The 22,650-nt window shown below is 44.5% G+C and carries 10 protein-coding genes; all 10 read left to right on the top strand.

All coding sequences use genetic code 11. From position 1 onward, the window contains the following. Nucleotides 1-59: 59 nt before the first annotated feature. The 10 genes from M8998_RS01875 to M8998_RS01920 all read left to right on the top strand — a co-directional run bounded on the left by M8998_RS01875 (nucleotide 60) and on the right by M8998_RS01920 (nucleotide 22,635). Nucleotides 60-2,705 (top strand): beta-glucosidase, encoded by a 2,646-nt coding sequence (locus M8998_RS01875; RefSeq protein WP_249990296.1) that lies wholly within the window; start codon nucleotides 60-62, stop codon nucleotides 2,703-2,705. 360 nt (nucleotides 2,706-3,065) lie between these two features. Beyond that, nucleotides 3,066-5,561 carry a glycosyl hydrolase 115 family protein gene (locus tag M8998_RS01880; protein ID WP_249990297.1) on the top strand — a complete coding sequence of 832 codons (2,496 nt, stop codon included), beginning with the start codon at nucleotides 3,066-3,068 and terminating at the stop codon, nucleotides 5,559-5,561. 35 nt (nucleotides 5,562-5,596) lie between these two features. Next, the gene (locus tag M8998_RS01885) at nucleotides 5,597-7,009 is read left to right on the top strand and encodes an MFS transporter (protein WP_249990298.1); all 1,413 of its coding nucleotides are present in this window, start codon (nucleotides 5,597-5,599) and stop codon (nucleotides 7,007-7,009) included. Between the two features lie 7 nt (nucleotides 7,010-7,016). Further along, complete coding sequence (locus tag M8998_RS01890) at nucleotides 7,017-8,159, top strand: endo-1,4-beta-xylanase (RefSeq protein ID WP_249990299.1); 1,143 nt, start codon at nucleotides 7,017-7,019, stop codon at nucleotides 8,157-8,159. Between the two features lie 14 nt (nucleotides 8,160-8,173). After that, the gene (locus M8998_RS01895) at nucleotides 8,174-9,142 is read left to right on the top strand and encodes a glycoside hydrolase family 43 protein (protein WP_249990300.1); all 969 of its coding nucleotides are present in this window, start codon (nucleotides 8,174-8,176) and stop codon (nucleotides 9,140-9,142) included. A 73-nt stretch (nucleotides 9,143-9,215) separates the two neighbouring features. Next, the gene (locus M8998_RS01900) at nucleotides 9,216-11,261 is read left to right on the top strand and encodes an alpha-glucuronidase (protein WP_249990301.1); all 2,046 of its coding nucleotides are present in this window, start codon (nucleotides 9,216-9,218) and stop codon (nucleotides 11,259-11,261) included. A 67-nt stretch (nucleotides 11,262-11,328) separates the two neighbouring features. Next, nucleotides 11,329-13,068, top strand: a complete 1,740-nt coding sequence (locus M8998_RS01905) for a glycoside hydrolase family 43 protein (protein ID WP_249990302.1) — start codon at nucleotides 11,329-11,331, stop codon at nucleotides 13,066-13,068. A gap of 129 nt (nucleotides 13,069-13,197) precedes the next feature. Beyond that, nucleotides 13,198-16,272, top strand: coding sequence for a SusC/RagA family TonB-linked outer membrane protein (locus tag M8998_RS01910; protein WP_249990303.1), 3,075 nt, complete (start codon nucleotides 13,198-13,200; stop codon nucleotides 16,270-16,272). Nucleotides 16,273-16,282: 10 nt separating this feature from the next. Next, nucleotides 16,283-18,220, top strand: a complete 1,938-nt coding sequence (locus tag M8998_RS01915) for a RagB/SusD family nutrient uptake outer membrane protein (protein WP_249990304.1) — start codon at nucleotides 16,283-16,285, stop codon at nucleotides 18,218-18,220. A 353-nt stretch (nucleotides 18,221-18,573) separates the two neighbouring features. After that, a complete protein-coding gene (locus M8998_RS01920; RefSeq protein ID WP_249990305.1) occupies nucleotides 18,574-22,635 on the top strand; it encodes a hybrid sensor histidine kinase/response regulator transcription factor in 4,062 nt (1,353 codons plus the stop codon). Nucleotides 22,636-22,650: the final 15 nt, after the last annotated feature.

Here is a 22,650-nt window from a genome sequence, read left to right on the forward strand (position 1 = left end):
TCACCATAAACTCTAACTAACTAGTAAATAAGTAGATGATGATCAATAAACTGATACGTATGAGAAGAATTTGTGCTTTTGCAACGCTGATGCTTGGCATGCTGTTTACCCAATGTAAATCTGGCAACCCGAATTATGAGCATCTCTTTCAGAATCCAGACCTTTCGGTAGACGAACGTGTAGAAAATCTCCTCAGTTTACTCACTTTGGAAGAGAAAGTAGGCTTAATGATGAATAGCTCAAAGGCCGTACCTCGATTGGGTATTCCCGCCTACGATTGGTGGAATGAGGCACTACATGGAGTGGCGCGTGCTGGCAAGGCCACCGTGTTTCCGCAAGCCATAGGCATGGCCGCGAGCTGGAATGAAGAAAGTCACCTCAAGACCTTTGAAATTATTTCAGACGAAGCACGAGCTAAATTTAATAAATCGGTCGAAGAAGGCGAGCGCGGACGTTATTACGGACTGTCATTTTGGACGCCGAATATCAATATCTTTCGTGATCCCAGATGGGGGCGTGGGCAAGAAACCTATGGCGAAGATCCTTACTTGACCACCAGATTGGGCTTGGCTGCGGTGAAAGGCCTGCAAGGAGAGGACGATACATTTTTTAAGTCACATGCCTGCGCCAAGCATTTTGCCGTACACAGTGGTCCCGAGTGGAATCGTCATTCTTACGATGCTGTCGTGTCCAAACGTGATCTGTGGGAAACTTATTTGCCCGCCTTTGAAGCCTTGGTCAAAGAGGGAAATGTGCAGGAGGTGATGTGCGCGTACAATGCATTTGAGGGAGAACCCTGTTGTGGTAGCAATACCCTGCTCATCGACATCCTTCGCAACAAATGGGATTTCAAGGGCATGGTCGTGTCCGACTGTTGGGCGATCAATGATTTTTATGAAAAAGCACATCATGAAACACACGAAAGTCCAGCAGCGGCTGCGGCTGATGCGGTGATCACTTCGACCGACTTGGAGTGCGGCAGTACGTACGAAAACTTGTTAGCTGCTGTGCAAGATGGATTGATCTCCGAAGAGCAAATTAATACCTCTTTGAGACGTATTTTACGTGGTTGGATAACGTTAGGCCTATTTGATCCCAAAGGCACTGGCCCTTGGGATGATCTTCCGTACAGCATCGTAGCTTCGGCAGAACATCGCCAGCAATCCTTAGATGTGGCGCGTCAATCGATGACATTACTCAAAAATGAAAACAACACCTTGCCGTTAAACAAAGACATTAAAAGGATAGCAGTAATCGGTGCAAACGCAGCAGATAGCCTAATGTTGTGGGGAAATTACAACGGCACACCCACTTCGACGGTCACTATATTAGAAGGTATTCGAAGAAAATTACCCAATGCCGAAGTCATCTATGAAAAAGGAAGTGACCTGGTAGATCCTTGGGTGAGAAGCTCACTTTACAGTTCGTTTCAGACAGCACAAAATGGAGAGAAAGGACTTCAGGTAGAATTTTTCAACAATAACAAGTTGGAAGGTAAACCCGCTCGTACATTAAACAACGACTTAGGTATCGAATATAGTAATCGGGGCGGTACTGCACTAGCACAAAATGTCAATATGGAAAATACTTCGACGCGCATTTCTGGTGTTTTTGTAGCGCCGTACACGGGAGAGGTGGTTTTCAAAGCGAATGCTTATGACGGTTATGTATTGACAATAAACGGAAAAGAAGTCGCCAAGAAGTCCGGAGAATCTGCTATACAAGGCGAAGAATACACTATGCAAGTCGAGAAAGGCAAGTCCTATCCTGTAGTCATGGAACATCGGCAGTTAAACAAAATTAATATCATTGGATTTTCGGTGTACAAGAAAGAGAAAGCAGCGTTTTCAGCACTTACTGTCCGCTTGAAAGATGTTGATGCGATCGTATATGTTGGCGGACTGTCACCACAGTTGGAAGGCGAAGAGATGTTTGTCGATTTTGCAGGATTCAAAGGTGGCGATCGCACATCGATCGATTTGCCCAACGTGCAGCGGGATTTACTGGCTGCGCTACGCAATACAGGCAAACCGGTCACTTTTGTATTGTGCACCGGAAGTTCGTTAGCGCTAGCGCAAGACGAAAAGAATTACGATGCACTGTTATGTGCTTGGTATGGCGGCGAAGAGGCTGGTACGGCTGTCGCCGATGTATTGTTTGGCGATTATAACCCTGCGGGAAGATTGCCTGTCACGTTTTACAAGACCTTAGCTCAATTGGATGGCGGCCTTACACAAACGGGCGATGCTGGCCGACAAGGTTTCGAAAATTACGATATGCAAGGTCGTACTTATCGCTATATGCAAAGTGAACCTTTGTATGCGTTTGGACATGGATTGAGCTATTCGCAATTTAATTATGGCGAAATCGATCGAAAAGACAACAAGGTAGCAGCAAAAAAAGGATTGCAATTAGCTATTTCTTTGACGAACACCTCTTCCATGGATGGGGAAGAAGTCGTGCAAGTATATGTAAAACGCCTGAATGATCCTGATGCGCCCGTCAAATCATTACGTGCTTTTTCCAGAGTTCCGGTGAAAGCAATGCAGCGGAGAAGCATCACGCTTAACCTGTCTGAAGATGCTTTTAAATTTTATGACGAAGCGACAGATGATGTACGCGTCAAGCCTGGTAAATATCACATTCTATATGGAGGAAGTTCCAAAGATGCTCAGCTGAAAAAACTGGAAATAGACGTGATTTAAGGAGGCTTATTTTTAGCCTATTTTCGGAGTATAAAGAGGCGGTTTAAAACGCAAGCAATGAACGTCTTTGCGAGAAGGAGGAACGACGACGAAGCAATCTTCCTCGATGGCGCATTTATCTTCAATGCTTCTTTAGACCGCCTCTTTACCTTATATCAGAACAGAAGAATACCACTTAACCCCACCTTAAATACCCTTCGGGCAGGGTTTTTATCCTCAATTTATACATTTTTATCTGTTAATAATACATATGTACCATCGAGGAACTCGTGGTACTTCTACCTTTACAGTACCAATGTCACTCCTGCGGGATTGCCATAAAAATAGTATAAACCACGATTACACAATCTTCTTTAAAACATGGTAAACCTGAGATGGTTTGCAGTCTTGATCTTTGCTTTTACGACTATGGTCGCGGCAGCTCAAGATGCAAATGATAACCAATTTTTACATGATACAGCACATGAAGGGTATTTGCCGATCATCCATCGAGGACAGCCTATTCCGGTCGTTGCCGATGGGCATGATTGGAAAGGCGTGTTGCGTGCAGTCGATAATTTAAGGCAAGATTTTAACCGCGTAACATACACTTCGCCCAGCAGTGCATTGGAACGTTACAGCATCATCGTTGGCACACTCGGACATTCTACCTACATCGATCAGCTCGTAGGCACAGGAAAAATTGATCAAAAAGCACTAAGAGGGAAAAACGAGAAATTTCTTGTTCAGCTAGTTGCCCATCCGATCGCGGGTGTCGATTCTGCACTGGTCATCGCCGGGAGTGACAAACGGGGAACGATATACGGGATTTACGAGTTATCTGCTCAGTTGGGTGTATCGCCCTGGTATTACTGGGCCGATGTACCCGTAAAGAAGAAAGAAAATATCTATTTCAAACCTGGAATCTACACACAGGGCGAACCGGCAGTCAGTTATAGAGGCATATTTTTGAACGATGAATTTCCGGCCCTTACCAAATGGACCAATCATACATTTGGCGGTTACAACAGCCAATTCTATGAAACCGTCTTTGAGTTAATCCTTCGTTTGAAAGGTAATTTTCTGTGGCCAGCCATGTGGGGAAATGCATTTTATGATGACGACCCTCGCAATGGTGCTTTGGCCGATGAGATGGGAATCGTGATCAGTACATCACATCATGAGCCCATGGCGAGAGCGCAAGCCGAGTGGAAACGGCATGGGAATGGAGCCGCATGGGATTACGCCACAAATAAAGCAGGGCTTCAGGAGTTTTGGACAAAAGGCATGCAGCGCGCCAAAGATTGGGAATCCATTATCACTATTGCCATGCGTGGAGATGGCGACGAACCGATGAGTGATGATCAAAATATCAGCTTGCTCGAAAATATTGTCGAAGACCAACGCCAAATCATACAAAAGGTAACGGGCAAATCTGCCAAACACACGCCACAAGTTTGGGCACTTTACAAAGAGGTACAAGACTATTACGACGAAGGCATGCGCGTGCCGGATGATGTGACGCTACTATTTTGTGATGATAACTGGGGCAATGTGCGCAAGCTACCAGATCTCGATGCTAAACCACGTGCAGGGGGGTATGGGATGTACTACCATTTCGACTACGTCGGTGGACCGCGCAACACCAAATGGTTAAATGTAAGCCAAGTATCGCGCGTATGGGAACAGATGAATCTGACCTACGAACATGGAGTAGACCGTATCTGGGTGGTCAACGTGGGGGATCTAAAGCCCATGGAATATCCCATATCATTCTTTTTGGATATGGCTTGGAATCCAAAACAGTTTCATCCATCCAATATCTACCAGCATACCATAGCCTGGTGCAGGCAGCAATTTGGCGCAGAATACGCGGAAGAGGCCGCGCGGTTGATCGATATGTATACTAAATACAATCATCGCGTAACCCCCGAGTTGTTGGATCACCGGACCTACAGCTTAGAAAACTACAACGAGTTTGAGACCGTTGTGCAGGATTATCGCCATCTCCTGGTGGATGCCATGCGCTTATACAACGTATTACCTGCCGAGTACAAGGATAGTTTTGATCAGTTGGTGCTTTTTCCAATCAATGGCATGTCAAATCTCTATGATATGTATTTCGCGAAAGCCAAGAACGACTATTACGCCGCCAAAAATGATGTACGGGCAAATCATTGGGCAGATCAAGTGAAAGAATCCTTCGTCCGAGACTCCCTATTAACGGTGCATTTTAATACCATTTCTGATGGTAAGTGGAAGCATATGATGGATCAAGTCAGAATTGGTTATACTAGTTGGAACAACCCAGCACATGCTATTATGCCAGCGGTAAGCTATGTGGATAGTACCCGCGTCGGAAATTCAAAAATTTTCGTCGAGCAGGATGGACATATCGCGATCGAAGCCATGAATTTCAACCAGGCAAGCAACGCCGGCTTATCGACATGGACAGAAATACCCAATTTGGGAAAAACGGCTTCTGCTATCACGACCCTTCCGGTCACCGCTCCAATAGAAGAGCATCTTTACCTGGAATACAAAATCGAAGTACAGTCTGTAGGCTCCGCAAAGTTAACAGTATGCACATCGCCCACTTTGAACTTCAATTCCAATCGAGGTCTACGCTATGCTATCTCCATCAATGACTCGGCCGAAGAAGTCGTGAATATAAATGGCCATTATCGGGGAGAACTGGGAAAATGGCAAGCCGAGCGTATCATCAAAAACACGACAACGCACGAATTTAGCAAAGCAGGAGAGTACACCATAAAAATACGTCCGCTTGATCATGGCATCGTGATCCAAAAAATACTAGTTGATTTCGGAGGTCTAAAGCCCTCTTATTTGGGAGCACCGCAAAGCAAACAGCGATAAACTGGACATCCCTAAAGCAATAGATAAAAACAACAATGAACACAGATACACAACAACCAGGTATAACAAAAGGCTTTTACAAGCTATCCCAAGTACAGCGGATAGGATTTGGTTCGGGCGATTTGGCGCAAAATCTTATTTATCAGACCGTCTCCATGTACCTGTTAATTTTCTATACCAACGTATTCGGAATTTCTGCGGCAGCAGCAGGTGTCATGTTCCTCATTGTACGGATCATAGATGTGTTATGGGACCCGATCGTAGGTGCATACGTAGACAAAAGTAACCCGAAGATCGGTAAATATCGGTCGTATCTACTCCTTGGAGGAATCCCACTCACCGGATTTGCCATACTTTGTTTTTGGAATGGCTTTTCCGGCTCATTAACCTACGCATACATTACCTATGTCGGTTTATCCATGTTATATACGCTCATCAATGTGCCTTATGGAGCTTTGAACGCTTCCTTAACCAGAGACACCGATGAGATTACAAAATTAACCTCGACTCGCATGTTTATGGCCAATCTCGGTGGCCTGGCCGTGGGGTATGGTGTACCTATTGTTGTGCAGTTTTTTTCGCCAGATGGAAAGATCAATTCGCAAGTATCTGGAGAAGCCTGGTTCATCACGATGACCATCTATGCGCTGGCAGGCTTATTCTTGTTAATTTTTTGCTACACGCAGACCAAAGAACGAGTAGTGATGGATGAGAAAGAAACCGAAAATGTGAAAGTGTCAGACCTATGGACGGAATTCCGACACAATAAACCCTTGCGCATCTTAGCTTTCTTTTTCATCACCGCATTCGCTATGATGGCGATCGGTAATTCTGCCGGATCATATTATATGATCTACAATGTACAAGCGCCTGATATGTTGCCCTATTTTATGGCATTAGGGTCTATACCTGCCTTTATCTTCATGCCTTTAGTACCCGCTATCAAACGAAAAATTGGTAAAAAGCAAATGTTTTACGTCTTCTTAACGATCGCTATTGTAGGGATGATACTGCTGTACGTTATTTCTGTCGTCCCTGCCTTGAAGACACAAGTCTGGTTAGTGTTGATGGCTCAATTCGTCAAATCTAGCGGCGTCATCGTAGCAACAGGTTATATGTGGGCATTAGTCCCCGAAGTCATTTCCTATGGAGAATATACGACTGGAAAACGCATTTCCGGTATTGTTAACGCCCTAACGGGCATCTTCTATAAAGCCGGTATGGCGCTCGGTGGCGTAGTTCCCGGACTGGTACTGGCATTTGTTGGCTTCGATCAGCACAATACGATGGTACAATCTGCTTTTGCAGAACAAGGAATACTTTGGCTGGTCGCCATTATCCCCGCATTGCTATTGGTGCTGGCCTTATACATCATTTCCAAGTACGATTTAAGTGATGCACAAATTGATAAAATTAATTACGAGATAGAATATCGCCATAAGCATTAAATGAATTATGAACAGGATTAAAATAACACTAATAGCGAGTATTATGGCGACAGGAATTGCCTGCTCGTCCAGCAATTCTCAGGTTAAGACGGAGACTAGCAACGCACTAATTTTAAAGGAGGCGTTTCAGGATCGCTTTTATATCGGTGCAGCATTGAACCTAGATCAAATCTGGGAACGAGATCAGGATGCAATCACTTTGGTGGAGCAACAGTTTAACTCGATCGTGGCCGAAAACTGTATGAAAAGCATGTACCTACAACCACGGGAAGGTGAGTTTAATTTTAAAGATGCCGATCGCTTTGTCGCCTTTGGACAAAAAAATAACATGCAACTTATTGGTCATACGCTCATTTGGCACTCGCAGGTACCCAAATGGTTTTTTGTGGATGAAAATGGTCAGGATGTCTCTCGTGATGTGCTGATAGAAAGAATGCGGACGCATATTCACACGGTCGTATCCCGATATAAGGGAAAGATCACCGGATGGGATGTCGTAAATGAAGCCGTATTAGACAACGGGGAATATAGAAAAAGTAAATTCTATGAAATTATCGGAGAAGATTTTATCCCGCTGGCTTTCCGGTTTACCCACGAAGCAGATCCCGATGCAGAGCTGTATTACAATGATTATTCAACAGCCCTGCCCGCTAAACGAGAGGGCATCATCAAAGTAGCGAAAAGCATACTAAAAGCAGGTTTGCCGCTACATGGTTTAGGTATGCAGGAGCATCAAGGACTGCATCACCCCGACATTGATGAAGTGGAGAAAACTATTTTAGCCTTTTCGGAAACCGGTGCCAGTGTGATGGTCACCGAACTAGACATTTCTGTATTGCCGCATGCCCGGGAGAATATGGGAGCTGAAGTGAGTGAAACCTATGCCTATAGTAAGCAACTCAATCCTTATCCAGATGGCTTGCCAGACAGCATCATGGAAAAATTAGGCGATCGCTACATCAGCTTCTTTAAGCTATACTTGAAGCATAGCGATAAGATATCCCGGGTAACCGTATGGGGAGTAGGAGATCACGATTCCTGGAAAAATGGCTGGCCAATTCCAGGACGTACCGATTACCCCTTATTATTTGATAGACAATTCAAACCAAAGCCTTTTGTCCAAGAAATTGTCCGTTTAGCACGAGGTTAAATACACTAAAAGTTATGATGAACGAACCAAGATATTTATTTCCGGCAGATTACATGGCTGATCCATCGGCGCACGTATTTAATGATAAAATATACATCTATCCATCGCACGATTGGGAAAGCGGTAAACCGGAAAATGACCACGGCGATCACTTCGATATGAAGGACTATCACGTTTTTTCAATGGATAGCGTGGATGGAGAAGTAACCGATCATGGCACAGTGCTCCGTGTGGAAGACATCCCGTGGGCCGGAAGGCAACTCTGGGATTCGGACGTAGCGCATAAGGATGGAAAATATTACCTGTACTTCTCCTTGAAGGATAAGACGGATATATTTCGGTTGGGCGTAGCCGTCAGCGAACAACCCTACGGACCATTTATTCCATTAGATGATCCCATCAAGGGCAGCTATAGCATAGATCCTTGTGTTTTTTGTGACAGCGATGGTGCGTATTATATCTACTTTGGCGGCATCTGGGGCGGACAACTGCAGTATTATCGCAACAATAAATTGGGCGAAGGTTCCATTTTGCCCTTGTTTAATGAGGATGCTCTGGCGCCAAAAGTAGCACGTCTTTCCAATGATATGACTTCGTTTGCGGAAGACCCGCGCGATGCAATTATCGTGGATGAACGGGGAAACCCGCTAAAACAAGGAGATACAGCACGGCGGTTTTTTGAAGCGTCTTGGTTGCACAAATACCAAGACAAATACTACTTCTCCTATTCCACTGGGGATACGCACTTAATATGTTATGCCATAGGCGATAATCCATATGGGCCATTCGTATATCAGGGTGTCATCTTAACGCCTGTCGTAGGCTGGACAACACACCACAGTATCGTAGAATTTAAAGGAAGTTGGTATCTATTTTATCACGATTGCGTGCCGTCCGAAGGGAAAACCTGGCTGCGGAGCATGAAGGTCGTCGCATTGGAATACGACGATAACGGGCAAATTAAAACGATTCAAGGCCAATGATTTTAGGGCTGATATAGCGTTCGTGATCAATGAGTTATAGTGGAATTATTAAATAGAATTTTCGATGCAATGGATGAATAAACCATATTTTTTAACCCTTCTTATCGTGCTTTTGCCATTAGTTACGCTTTTTGCGGAAGATGGTAGTCAGCTTTGGCTAAGATACCAGCGCGTTGCGCCAGCAGTATCTCAGCAGCGAACGATTGTGACCAAAAGTACCGACGAGACAGCTAAATTAGCCGTACAAGAGTTGGCAGATTACTGGGTCGGCCAAGACGTGGAGTTAAAGCTGGATGCGCAGCAAAAGCAGCTCAAAGATGGTTTTCATATCCAAGGAGATAGCAAGCGCATCACGGTGATCGCCCAGCAACCCATTGGTTTATTGTATGGAGCCTATCGCTTGCTCCAATGGCAGCAGACAGGCAAAAATACAGCAGATAAAATCGAATTAACGGAGATTCCCTCGTTTGATATCCGCATGCTCAATCACTGGGATAATTTAGACCGTACCGTAGAGCGAGGGTATGCAGGGCACTCGTTGTGGCTTTGGGACGAATTGCCTCATCAACTATCACCGCGATACGAGCAATATGCCCGTGCCAATGCTTCCGTAGGTATCAATGCTGTCGTTTTAAACAATGTAAATGCCTCGCCACAAATTCTGACTCCGTCCTATATCCATAAAGTAAAAGCATTAGCAGATCTATTCAGGCGATATGGGATTAAGGTCTATCTTTCGGCTAATTTCTCGTCGCCCATCGTACTGGGAGGATTGCCAGATTCCGATCCGCTACGTCCGGAAGTACAGGGCTGGTGGGCAGCTAAAGTAACCGAGATTTATGCACAAATTCCAGACTTTGGTGGCTTTTTAATAAAAGCAAATTCGGAAGGACAACCTGGCCCTCAGGATTATGGCCGCTCCCATGCAGAAGGCGCAAATATGTTGGCCGATGCGGTAAAGCCTTTTGGAGGGATGATCATGTGGCGCGCATTTGTGTACAATCCGACATCAGAAGATCGGGCAAAGCAGGCTTATACGGAATTCGAGCCGCTTGATGGTCAGTTTAGAGACAACGTAATCGTACAGATTAAAAATGGGGCGATAGATTTTCAGCCTCGTGAGCCCTTTCATCCTTTGTTTGGCGCGATGAAGCAATCCAATCAAATGGTCGAGTTTCAGATCACCCAAGAATACCTCGGTTTTTCGAACCACCTAGTGTATCTAGCGCCTCTTTTTAAGGAAACGTTAGACGCAGACACCTATGCGCACGGTCCGGTAAGCACCGTGGCGAAGATGACCGATGGAACCTTTCGTCCCGGCTTTAAAACGGCGATAGCTGGAGTCGCTAATATCGGAGAGGATGCCAACTGGACAGGGCACCATTTTGCGCAAGCCAATTGGTACGCCTACGGAAGACTGGCCTGGAATCATCAGCTTTCATCGGAAGATATCGCCGAGGAGTGGATCCGATTAAGTTTCACAAACGAGGAAGCGTTCGTCGCTCCGGTCAAAGATCTGATGCTTGCTTCGCGTGAAACGGCGGTAAACTACATGATGCCTTTAGGACTGCATCATATATTCGCCTTCGATCACCATTACGGGCCTGAACCATGGGGAGATGTAGCAGGAGGAAGACCGGACTGGATGCCCTGGTATTATCATAATGCGGACGTGAATGGTGTTGGTTTTGATCGTACTGCAAGCGGGAGCAATGCGGTTGCTCAATACCATGAGCCTGTGCAGCAACAGTATAGCGATCCAAAAACCTGCCCCGAGACCCTGCTCTTGTGGTTTCATCATCTGCCTTGGCTTCACAAAACGCAGAATGGAAATACCCTGTGGGATGAACTCTGTTTCCGTTACGATGGTGGAGTTCAAGAAGCAGAAGCGTTTGAAAACACCTGGGATCAATTAGAGAAATATGTGGATACCGAGCGGTTTGCAGAGGTGCAGGCAAAGTTAAAAATTCAAGCACAAGATGCCGTTTGGTGGAAAGATGCCGTTTTATTGTACTTCCAAACATTTTCGAATTTGCCCATCCCTTCGTCGGTCGAAAAGCCGGTACACCAACTGGAGGATCTCCAGAAAATTAAATTAGATCTAAAGCATCATAACTAATTAACCCCGAATGAGCGCTGTGTGAACTACACGATGCGGCGCACAATTAGATAGACCATAAAACGACATGATGATAAAAAAGCTAAAAAATATATCGAGCGCTTTGCTTTACGCAAGTAGTGTTTTCCTTTTCGGCGCTTGTCAGCAAGATGCAGCGACATCTGGAACAGAAGCCCTTTTCAGCAATTTTAACTATACAGGAAATGATGCCGTGTATGACAATTATCCTTTGCCGGAAGGCCAATTTTATAGTCCTATTCTCCAAGGATGCTATCCCGATCCTAGTATCACCAGAAAAGGAGAAGACTATTATCTGGTCAACTCCTCCTTCGTGATGTTTCCTGGCGTACCCATATTTCATTCTACGGATCTGGTTAATTGGAAGCAATTAGGACATGTACTGGATCGCGAAAGCCAGCTTGACGTCAAAAATGCGGGGATTAGCGAAGGAATCTATGCGCCGGATATTCAATACAATCCACACAATGATACCTTCTATATGGTCACGACGCAAATCTCTGCCGGGATAGGAAACATGGTGGTGAAGACGGATGATCCTAAAAAAGGAGATTGGACAGATCCGATCAAATTGAATTTTGATGGTATCGATCCGGCGTTATTCTTTGATGACGATGGCAAAGCGTATATCGTACACAACGATGCGCCCGACGAAGGGAAGGAACTATACAAAGGACATCGCGTCATCAAAATTTGGGATTACGATCTGGAAAAAGATCAGGTGATTGCCGGTACAGACCAAATCATTGTCGATGGAGGGGTGGATATTCAGGAAAAGCCGATATGGATAGAAGGGCCACATATCTATAAAAAGGATGGAAAGTATTTTTTGATGTGCGCAGAAGGAGGAACAGGAGGCAATCATAGCGAAGTGATTTTCATCGGAGATAGCCCGCGCGGTCCGTTTAAACCTGCTGCTACCAATCCGATACTCTCTCAAAGACATTTGGATAAATCAAGGACAGATCGGGTAGAATGGGCTGGGCATGCGGATTTGGTGGAAGGTCCCGGCGGAGCATGGTATGGAGTCTTTTTAGCGGTGCGCCCAAACAGTAATAATCTAGTCAACACCGGTCGGGAGACTTTTATACTTCCTGTAGATTGGACTGGGAAATGGCCCGTATTCGCAGGAGGCATGGAAGCTTTAAAACCCTACGTTCCCATGCCAGAGGGCGTTTCAAACCAGACGCAAACAGGACGCTATTTTCCCAATGGAAACTTCAGCTTTCAGGATAACTTTCAGCAGACCGAGTTAGATGCGCGTTGGGTAGCCTTACGTGGTTCGCGTGAAAAATTTCTGCGGCGGCATGATTCAGGTCTACACATCAGCCCTTCGGCAGTGAGCATAAACGAAAAGAAACCAATCTCCGCACTCTTCTATAGACAGCAGCATAAAGATTTTACGGCCGAGGTGGACCTGAATTACCTGCCTAGATCGCACAAGGATCTTGCAGGTATCACCTGTATGCAAAGTGAAGCATTTTACTATACATTGGGTCTGACGAAGAAGAATGACGAATACTACCTCGTGTTAGAGCAAATGTCAGACGGTGTGTCCACAATTCTAGCGCAGGAAAAAATAAAGCATCCAGAAGACCTGAGTTTGCGTGTAGCATCCAAGAATGATTATTACCAGTTCTCCTTTAAACAAGGGGATGCAGACTATAGAGCGGTGGGTGATGTCCTTTCCGGAAATATCCTTTCCACTGATGTGGCCGGTGGCTTTACCGGGGCTTTGATCGGGCTATATGCTACCTCGGCAAATCACATAGCATGGGATACTCAGTAGATCTAAATTTTTGAATAAAAGAGCCTGAAAAAAACACAAGAGAACTTTATCTACCGATAAACTAACCTGTAATGAACTAACAGAATATAAACCTTTAATTATAAATTGATGAATAATTTTAAAACCTTTATGTGTAGGATACTCGCGCGATGTTGGGGATCCGATAAGAAAATCTACGTATTACTGCTCAATGTCATCATCAGTAGCAGCGTATTTGCACAAAGCACAGTCACCGGAACCATTACCTCAAAGAATGGTCAACCATTATCCGGCGTAACGGTTAATCTGAGAGGTGCCAATACAAGTGCATTATCTACATCAAGTGGTAGTTATGCTATTCAAGCATCAGTAGGAGATACCTTAGAGTTTATTAATGTGGGTCTCACTAGGCAAACTGCGGTAGTTACCTCCCTATCCCAACCGCTAAACATTACCTTCTCGGATGATGATATTTCTGTCGATGAAGTCGTTGTTGTAGGATACGGTACACAAAGAAGAGAGGCCGTTACCGGTTCTGTATCCTCTATTGGTGGTGAAGCTATGCGTGAAGTACCTTCGGCAAATATTACCCAAGCGTTGCAAGGTAGATTGCCAGGCGTACAGATATCGCAATCATCCTCTCGGCCAGGAGCGACAACGCAGATCCGTATTCGGGGTACGCGCTCGTTGAACGCTAGTAACGATCCACTGATCGTCTTAGATGGTATTCCTTTTACCGGTTCGATTGGCGATATTAACCCAAATGATATCAAGAGTATAGATGTGTTAAAGGACGCCTCTGCAACGGCTATTTATGGATCACGGGGTGCTAATGGTGTTATTTTAGTTACTACTAATACAGGAGTTTTTGGTCAGCCGGCCAGAATATCGTACAACAGCTTTCAAGGTTTTCAAAATATCTTTTCCAAATATCCTATGATGAATGGACCGGAATTTGTGGCCTTGCGCCAAGCTGCCGGCATGTTTCCTAATAACGGTATTGACGAGTCTGATGATGTCGACACCGATTGGCAAGACCTCATGTATCGTACCGGATACGTCGTTAGTCAAGATGTGGGAGTCTCTGGAGGAACCGAAACAGGTGCTTATAATTTTGGCGCAGGATATTATAAAGATCAAGGCGTGTTGCCGCTACAGGGGTATAACCGGATATCGCTAAGAGGTACCGTCGATCAACGTATAGGAGACTACATTCGCCTAGGATTCAATACCAATAGTAATTATAACGTAACCTCTGGTCAGCATGTGGGTTTAGGTCTTTTAGCCAATTCTCCGATTGCCAATCCTTACAATCCAGATGGCAGTTTCAAACGCACTATTCAGATGCCACTTAATGAAAATTGGGTATCCACCCGTTCAATCATCGAAAATCTGAGTGATGAGTGGCTCAACGAAACCAGAGCATTTGCCACCTACAATGCACTATTTGGCGAAATCAAAATACCAGGAGTGGAGGGATTGAAGTACCGTGCTAATCTGGGATTGGATTATCGCCAGAATAATGGTGGCTGGTTTACCGGAGAAGGCATCAATAATGTCAATGCAACCTCACCCTCAACCGCCGGAATTAATAATTCGCATATCTACCATTATGTGATGGAAAACTTGCTTACTTACGACAAAACCTTTGGTTCGAAACACAACCTGAACTTGACCGCCTTGTATTCTGCGGAAGAAAATCAATTTGTACGTTCGGAAATGTCTGGTCGGGATATTCCAGCATCGGCCTTTCAATTTTATAATATTGGGCATGCACTGGGCGAAATTATCGTGAATCCAGATGGTCAGGTTTATGAAAAATGGGGCCTGCTGTCTTACATGGGGCGTGCCATGTATTCTTATGACGATCGCTACATGATCAGCGCGACAGTCCGTTCGGACGGGTCATCCCGCCTGGCAAGGGGAAAGAAATGGCACACCTACCCGGCCATATCTGCCGGATGGAATATCGGTAGAGAACCCTTTATGGATAATGTTACTTCGATCGACATGTTAAAGCTGCGTGTGGGGTACGGGCAAACGTCCAATCAAGCCATTAATCCTTATGCTACGCTTGGCCGATTAGCCACCAGACCGTATAACTTTGGATCGGATAATTACGACGTAGGTTATTTTGTTTCGCAGCTACCCAATCCACAATTGGGCTGGGAATATTCCCAAACCTACAACGTCGGGGTGGATTTTGCTTTGTTCAATGACCGTCTGTCCGGTACTGCCGAATACTATGAAACTTATACGCACGACCTATTGCTCAACTTGAGAATGCCTGGTTCTTCCGGCGTGGAAAGCTACACCGCCAATGTCGGACGTACACAAAACAAAGGGGTGGAATTTGCCTTAAATGGTATCATTTTCCAGAATAAGAATGGTTGGACATGGGAAGCGGGCGTAAACTTTTACCGTAACAGAAATAAATTGACGCAATTGGCTTCCGGGCAAACCAGGGATGAAAGCAATTGGTGGTTTGTAGGACATCCTATTGACGTAATATACGATTACCAATACAACGGATTGTGGCAAGAAGGCGATCCACATCTGAACGTATTAGAGCCAGGAGGTAACGTCGGGATGATAAAAGTAGATTATACCGGTGGCTTCGATGAAAATGGTGTGCCCACACGTCCGATCGGTCCCGATGACCGTCAAATTATTGATATGCAGACTAATTTTATGGGTGGATTTAACACGCGTGTAGCCTATAAGAATTTTGATTTCAGTGTCGTTGGTATGTTTCAGCAAGGTGGCGTATTAATCAGTACGTTGCATTCTGCCTCAGGATACCTCAACTTGATGTCGGGCCGTACCAATAACGTGCAAGTGGATTACTGGACGCCAGAGAATACCGGCGCACGCTATCCTAAACCGGGTGGTCTGATGAGTGGTGACAATCCAAAATACGGTAATTCATTAGGCTACTTTGATGCCTCTTACCTAAAAATCAGAACCATGACAATGGGTTATAACTTCAACGATTCCAGATTATTGGAGAGTGCAGGCTTAGATCGTTTACGCTTGTATGTTATGGTACAGAATCCATTTGTATTCTTCTCGCCATTTCACCGTGCGACAGGTATGGACCCAGAGACCAATTCCTATGCTAACCAGAATACGGCTGTAGCATCTCACCAAAGTCGTTTACTAACTATCGGAACGAACGCACCCGCGACACGTACTTTCTTATTTGGTGTTAATTTGACCTTTTAAAACATTCGCTATGAAGACGATAACAAAATATATAAAGATAAGTGCTTTAGCATTAGTAGCCACTTTTGGCTCCTGTTCAAAGATCTTGGAGGAGCAGCCACGAAGTATTTACGAACCCGGATTTTTTGAAACCGAACGCGGTATCATGGGCGGTTTGACATCCATGTATGCCCATTTACGTTGGATTTACGGACAAGCCTATTGGTATAATACCCTGTTGACGGGTACAGACGAGGTGACGTATGCACAACAGGCTGACCAAAACTTTCTGGTCATGGATTTGAGTGGACGTGCCCTGATGAATGCGGAGAACAGCCGTGCCGACGCGATATGGGGAATTTGTTTTAGTAATATAAACACCGCAAATGGTATTATAGAATTTGCACAGCAGGTAGATGGTGTTACAGAAGCACACATCGGAGAAGCGAGGTTCTTCAGAGCATTTGACTACTTTTTATTGGCGCAGACCTTTGGCGGAGTACCTTTGGATTTGGGTGCCGGCGAGTTGACATTCAATACCAGCACTACACGTAGCTCTGTACGCAATACAGTGCCCGAAGTATACACCAAAGCCATCTTTCCGGATCTGTTACATGCAGCCGAACACCTCCCAGAAACCGGACGAGTAGTGGGTGGCGTAACCAAGACCCTGGCACGCCTGTACTTAGCGAAAGCCTATCTTACGTACGGCTGGTGGTTAGAAAATCCAAATAATATTCCGACATATCCTGCCGCGGATCGCATTGACCCGGATGGTCACGACGCCCAGTGGTATTTTCAACAAGCCTATAACGTGGCGGTACAGGGCATCGAAAATCCAGGCCCATTTCGATTACAACAAACATATTATGATGTGAATTTGGCTACGAATGACCGTAACAATGAGTTGCTTCTTTATGCGGATCATACCGAGACAAGTGAGTTTTATAACGGTGGAAGTCTCACCTGGGGGAACGGTGGCGCACCAGATAACTTTGCCGGTTGGATGCTTACCTGGAATTACACAGAAATTCGAAGCAGCTCTTCCAGCTCCGCGTGGTCTGCCGTAAGTTCGGTACAAAGAGAAGCAGCACAAGCATTGGGTCGTCCTTGGGTACGGATGGCACCGACCATCGGAGCGTTGTCCAATACCTTTGCCGATAAGACAAATGACTCTAGGTACGACGGTACGTTTACTACCGTTTATAGAGGTAACTGGAATAAAGCAGGTATTCAAGGGCCACTATATAACGCTAATTATCTTCCGGTAAATCCTGGAGATGCCATTTTAACTTTTCTAAACGAAGAACCAACTCAGGCGATCAGCTATGGTGCGCCATTTAATAGCAACGTAGGCGCTGGTGTTTTGCCTGGACGTGCTGATTTTGTGATTTCGCCTAGTGGAGTTAGCCGCAGGATATATCCTGGATTATGGAAATTGGGTCCATATCGTACGGATAGCGGAAGTGGATTGGGCGAGCCTAATGCAGGAAGCACGCGGCCATTTACGGCTGCAAAATTTTCGGAGCTGTATCTCGTGGCGGCAGAAGCGGCGGTAAAAGGGGCATCTACCAGAGCGGGGTTCACCGCGCGAGATTTGGTGAATGTTATACGTGCGCGTGCAGGTGTATGGCGCTGGGATAACAATGGCAATACAGAGAGAATTGAGGACAACAGCGCGGCGATGATCGCATCTACTCCAGCAGAAATCACCATTGAATATATACTAGCCGAGCGCTCGCGCGAATATTTTGGTGAAGGATACCGCTGGCACGATTTGGTGCGTACGCAGAAATGGACGCAGCTTGCATCGAGTTACACCATCTGCGGACCGAATATCGGAGATAGAACACCGATTGTATTTCAGCGAAATATTGAGAATTTTCACTATTTGCGCCCGATCCCACTGGGGCAATTGGATGCGATGGAGGGAGATCGCGGAATATACCAGAACCCTGGATACGATTAGTATGGTGAGCGAATACACGCTGCTGATAGATGGACATTCTTACATGTCGGTAGATTAGCCGCTTTCGTTTATAAATAGCATATTTTCACCTTGTTACTTGTTCTTTGGTTGTTTTCTCGCGATTGACAAGTGACAGGGTGATTTTTGACGGTTTTTGTCTTGTAAATAGGCAACCGTATCATCGTCGAAAGCCATTTAAGTCGTGTGTCTAACGCCATACGTCCTTTATCATTGCCCATAAACATACATGATGTTCCGGAGGTAATTACTATCTTTATTGTCAACGCGACATTTATTTGTATGCGTAACCAATATAAACGTATTCTTTATCGCCTTTGATAAGCTAGCTGTCTATGAAAAAAGTTGCCTGGTATTTCTTATTTGTATTTGGAATAATAAGTTCTGCTAGGAGCCAGGATCTCTCCATTGATTTTCAACATTTGTATTCAAAAGATGGGCTATCTTCCAATACCATCTACGCGTTATGCCGGGATAGCTTTGGCTTCCTGTGGATAGGTACAGAGGATGGATTAAATCGCTTTGATGGTTCGAATTTCAAGATATATCGGCGAAATCCAAATGAAAGTGACGGCCTGGGTGTGAACCATGTCACCTGCTTGTATGAAGATCGCAACGGACGCATCTGGATAGGTACCAATGGTGGCGGATTAGCGTATTACGACAGAAATACCGACCGTATCCAACATTACGATCCCGGAACTATTGAGGGGATCAGCACCGCCATCAACTCCATATCTGGCGATGCTCAGGATAATGTATGGGTGAGTGCATATGGAGCAATCTACTGTATAGATGTGGAGACACATGCGGTGCTAACTGGTACACCTTATCAAAAAATCAGCAAAAAGCTGAGAGATAGGATCTCCTCTTATACGTTTAAAGATAAAAGCGAAAGCCTTTGGATCGCATCGGATCAAACGATTTATCGATACGATGCACAATTAAAGTTAGAATCTGTTTTCAAACTTCCAAGCAGTGCGGGAGTGCGCAACTCAGACCCCTTAGTTCGGGGGATTGTGGAAGATGCAAATGGATACATATGGATTGTATCGACAGAGGGCTTATTTCGCTTAAATAAACAGCGTACAGCGTTGCAATCATCATCAGATCTCCTGAGAGGTAATCAAATGCATAGTAGTAATTTGTATGCAGCAGATGTCGACAAATCGGGAAATCTCTGGATTGGTAGCGATAAAGGATTACATATTTTAGATATCAATACATTTGAATTAGATTACTATCAGCCCAATAAAAGTAATTTATATAGTTTAAGTACACGCTCCATACGTTCTGTTCTGATTGATGATTTTGGCATATCCTGGGTAGGCACCTACCAGGGAGGCTTAAACAAATACGACAATAACCTCAATGAATTTAACTTACGGACAGTTGCTGGAGCACGTTCATATGCGGGAGAAAGTGCTATTGTAAGTGCCTTTGCCGCCTCGGGCAAGCAAATTTATGTTGGAACCGATGGAAATGGTGTTATCGCGTACGATAAGAAGACAGGCAGCCAACAAGAAATGGAGCATCTTCCAAAAGAACTCGCTGTCCTAGCCCTGGAATCAGATAAGGATATTTTATGGATTGGAACGTACCGCAATGGTTTATATGGCTATAACTTTCTCACAAAATCGCATCAGCATATCGGGGCGGGGGCAGGGCAAAATGAACTAAACAACGATGAGATTTTTGCACTTAAAAAAGATCGGAAAGGGAATCTTTGGATTGGTACGAATGGGGGAGGTGTCAATGTATTAAGTCCTGATCGTAAATCTATCACAAAATATGAATCTTCGCGCTATGTGCGAGCGATAGAAGAAGTTGGTGCGGAGCACATATGGGTCGGTACTTATGGTCGCGGAATTTCGATCATTAACCCCAACACGGGTAAAACAAGTAGCATGAATGTACAATCACATCAGCTACCTAGTAATTATATTTTGTCTATCTATCATGATGAGCAGGGAAATACCTGGGTCGGAACGAATGGAGATGGCGTCGGCGTACTAAAAAGAGGACAATCTACCTTTCAAACGATATCGATCAATGATGGTTTGCTTAATGGCGTTGTACAAAAAATAATAGAAGATGATAAGGGTAAGATATGGTTCAGTACAGGGCAAGGGTTAAGCTGCTATGATACCTCCACGCAATCCTTTAAAAATTATTCTCACTCTGCCGGCCTACAAGCGGGAGCATTCAGCTTGGGCGCAGGCATAAAAATGCCTGATGGAGAATTATATTTCGGTGGTCAGCAGGGTTTTAATCATTTCTATCCTCAACATCTAAAAACAAACCAAAATCCCGCGCAAGTGGTATTAACCAATTTGCGCATTAATAATGTAACCGTCCAACCCGGAAAAGACCAACCCATTAGTACCTCGCTACTGTTAGAAAAACAGATACGACTTCGGCACGATCAGAATTTCTCCATATCCTTTGAGGCATTAAACTTTACGGTTCCTGAAGACAATCAGTATGCCTATTTTCTCGAGGGCTTTGATAAAGATTGGATGGAGGTCGGCAAAGAGCATACGGCTAACTATACCAATATCCCACCCGGTAAATACCAATTTAGGGTACGGGCGAGTAACAATGATGGCGTTTGGGATGAGAATGAGCGCACTATCGAGATCATTATTTCACCGCCCTGGTGGAAAACACTGTATGCCTATCTGGTATACCTAATGGTGGTGATAGGCGGTTTGCTACTCATCAGAGCACGAGGTATACAAAAACTAAGAGCTCAATTTGCTTTAGAACAAGAAAGAGCCACGGCCAAGCAACTCATTAAACAGGAAAGGAAAGAAGCCCAACAGCTCAGAAATCTGGATAAAATGAAGATTAAGTTCCTCACCAATCTTAGCCATGAATTTCGGACGCCTATATCATTGATTAAAGGTCCGGTAGATACTATGCTAGGCCAGATGGAAAACGGCAAAATAGCGGAACAGTTAAAATTAGTCAAACGAAATAGCGAACGGTTATTGAGTCTGGTGAATCAATTGTTGGATTTCCGAAAGATGGAAGAAAATGAGATTCATCTGCAAGACACGGATGGAGAATTTGTCTCCTTTGTCAAACAATCCGTCGCCTCGTTTACAGATTTAGCAATTCAGAAGGGGATCGACTTGTCTGTATCGTCTAGCTGCGAGAAAATGTATGTGCGCTTTGATAAGGACAAAGTAGAGCGAATACTCTTTAATTTACTGTCAAACGCCTTTAAATTTACCCCATTGGGTGGCAAAATCGCTGTCACAGTAGATGCTAGCCATGCTATTACAGATGCAGATACGGTACAGATGAACGTGGCAGTAAAAGATACCGGGATCGGCATTCCGCTATCTTATCATACGAAAATATTTGAGAATTTTTTTCAATTAGATGCGCAGGCGCATGTGTTAAACCAAGGCTCCGGCATCGGACTTTCCATCGTAAAATCCTTCGTAGAATTATATGACGGCAAAATTGAAGTGCAAAGTATAGTCGGCAAAGGCAGTGTATTTGCGTTAGATTTGCACTTAAAGCGGTGTGTTCTGCTCGATACAGCAAGTCTAGCCATCGAACAATCAGAAAGCAAAGACAGTCGAAAAGCAAATACGCTATCTGAATCACCGAAAATATTGATCGTGGAAGACGATGCAGATTTTCGCTCTTATCTTACGGAGCACTTGGCAGATCTATATCAGGTTATCGAAGCGGAAAATGGACAAGACGGCTGGCAAAAAGCACTATTTCATCATCCCGAAATCATCATTAGTGATGTACAGATGCCGATTATGAATGGGGTAGAGCTAGCACAGAAGCTGCATCACGATAAGAGGACCAAACAAATACCGGTGATCTTACTAACTGCTGCCGACGTGCATAATGGTGCTATCTATGGTCTGGAATCAGGAGCCATCGATTATATCAATAAGCCTTTCGATATGGAGCATTTAAAGGCTAAAGTGGATAGCCTTTTGAATCTTAATCAAGCATTTAAAGAAAAATATTCTAAGCAACTATCTATCGTAGCACCCGAAATTGAAGTCGTTTCAGAGCAGGAAAAATTTCTCCAGAAAGCAATGCATTATATTGAAGAGAACATCACTAATCCGCAACTTTCCGTGGAGTCTTTGAGTGCAAACCTATCTATTAGCAGAGCATCTTTATACAATAGACTATTGGAATATACCGGCATGACACCCGTAGAATTTATTCGCTCAACCAAGTTGGATAAAGCAAAAAAACTATTGGATAAAAGCGATAAGTCTATTTCCGAGATTGCGTATGAAATGGGGTTTGCCAATCCCAACTACTTTACTAAGGTTTTCAAATCGAAATTTAAAAGTACGCCATCAGAGTATATTCAAGCAAGAAAAGTAGCGAAAATGTCATCAACGGAATAACGTAGCATGACATTT

Origin of the sequence: Sphingobacterium sp. lm-10, assembly GCF_023554555.1 — a bacterium.
Taxonomy (GTDB): domain Bacteria; phylum Bacteroidota; class Bacteroidia; order Sphingobacteriales; family Sphingobacteriaceae; genus Sphingobacterium.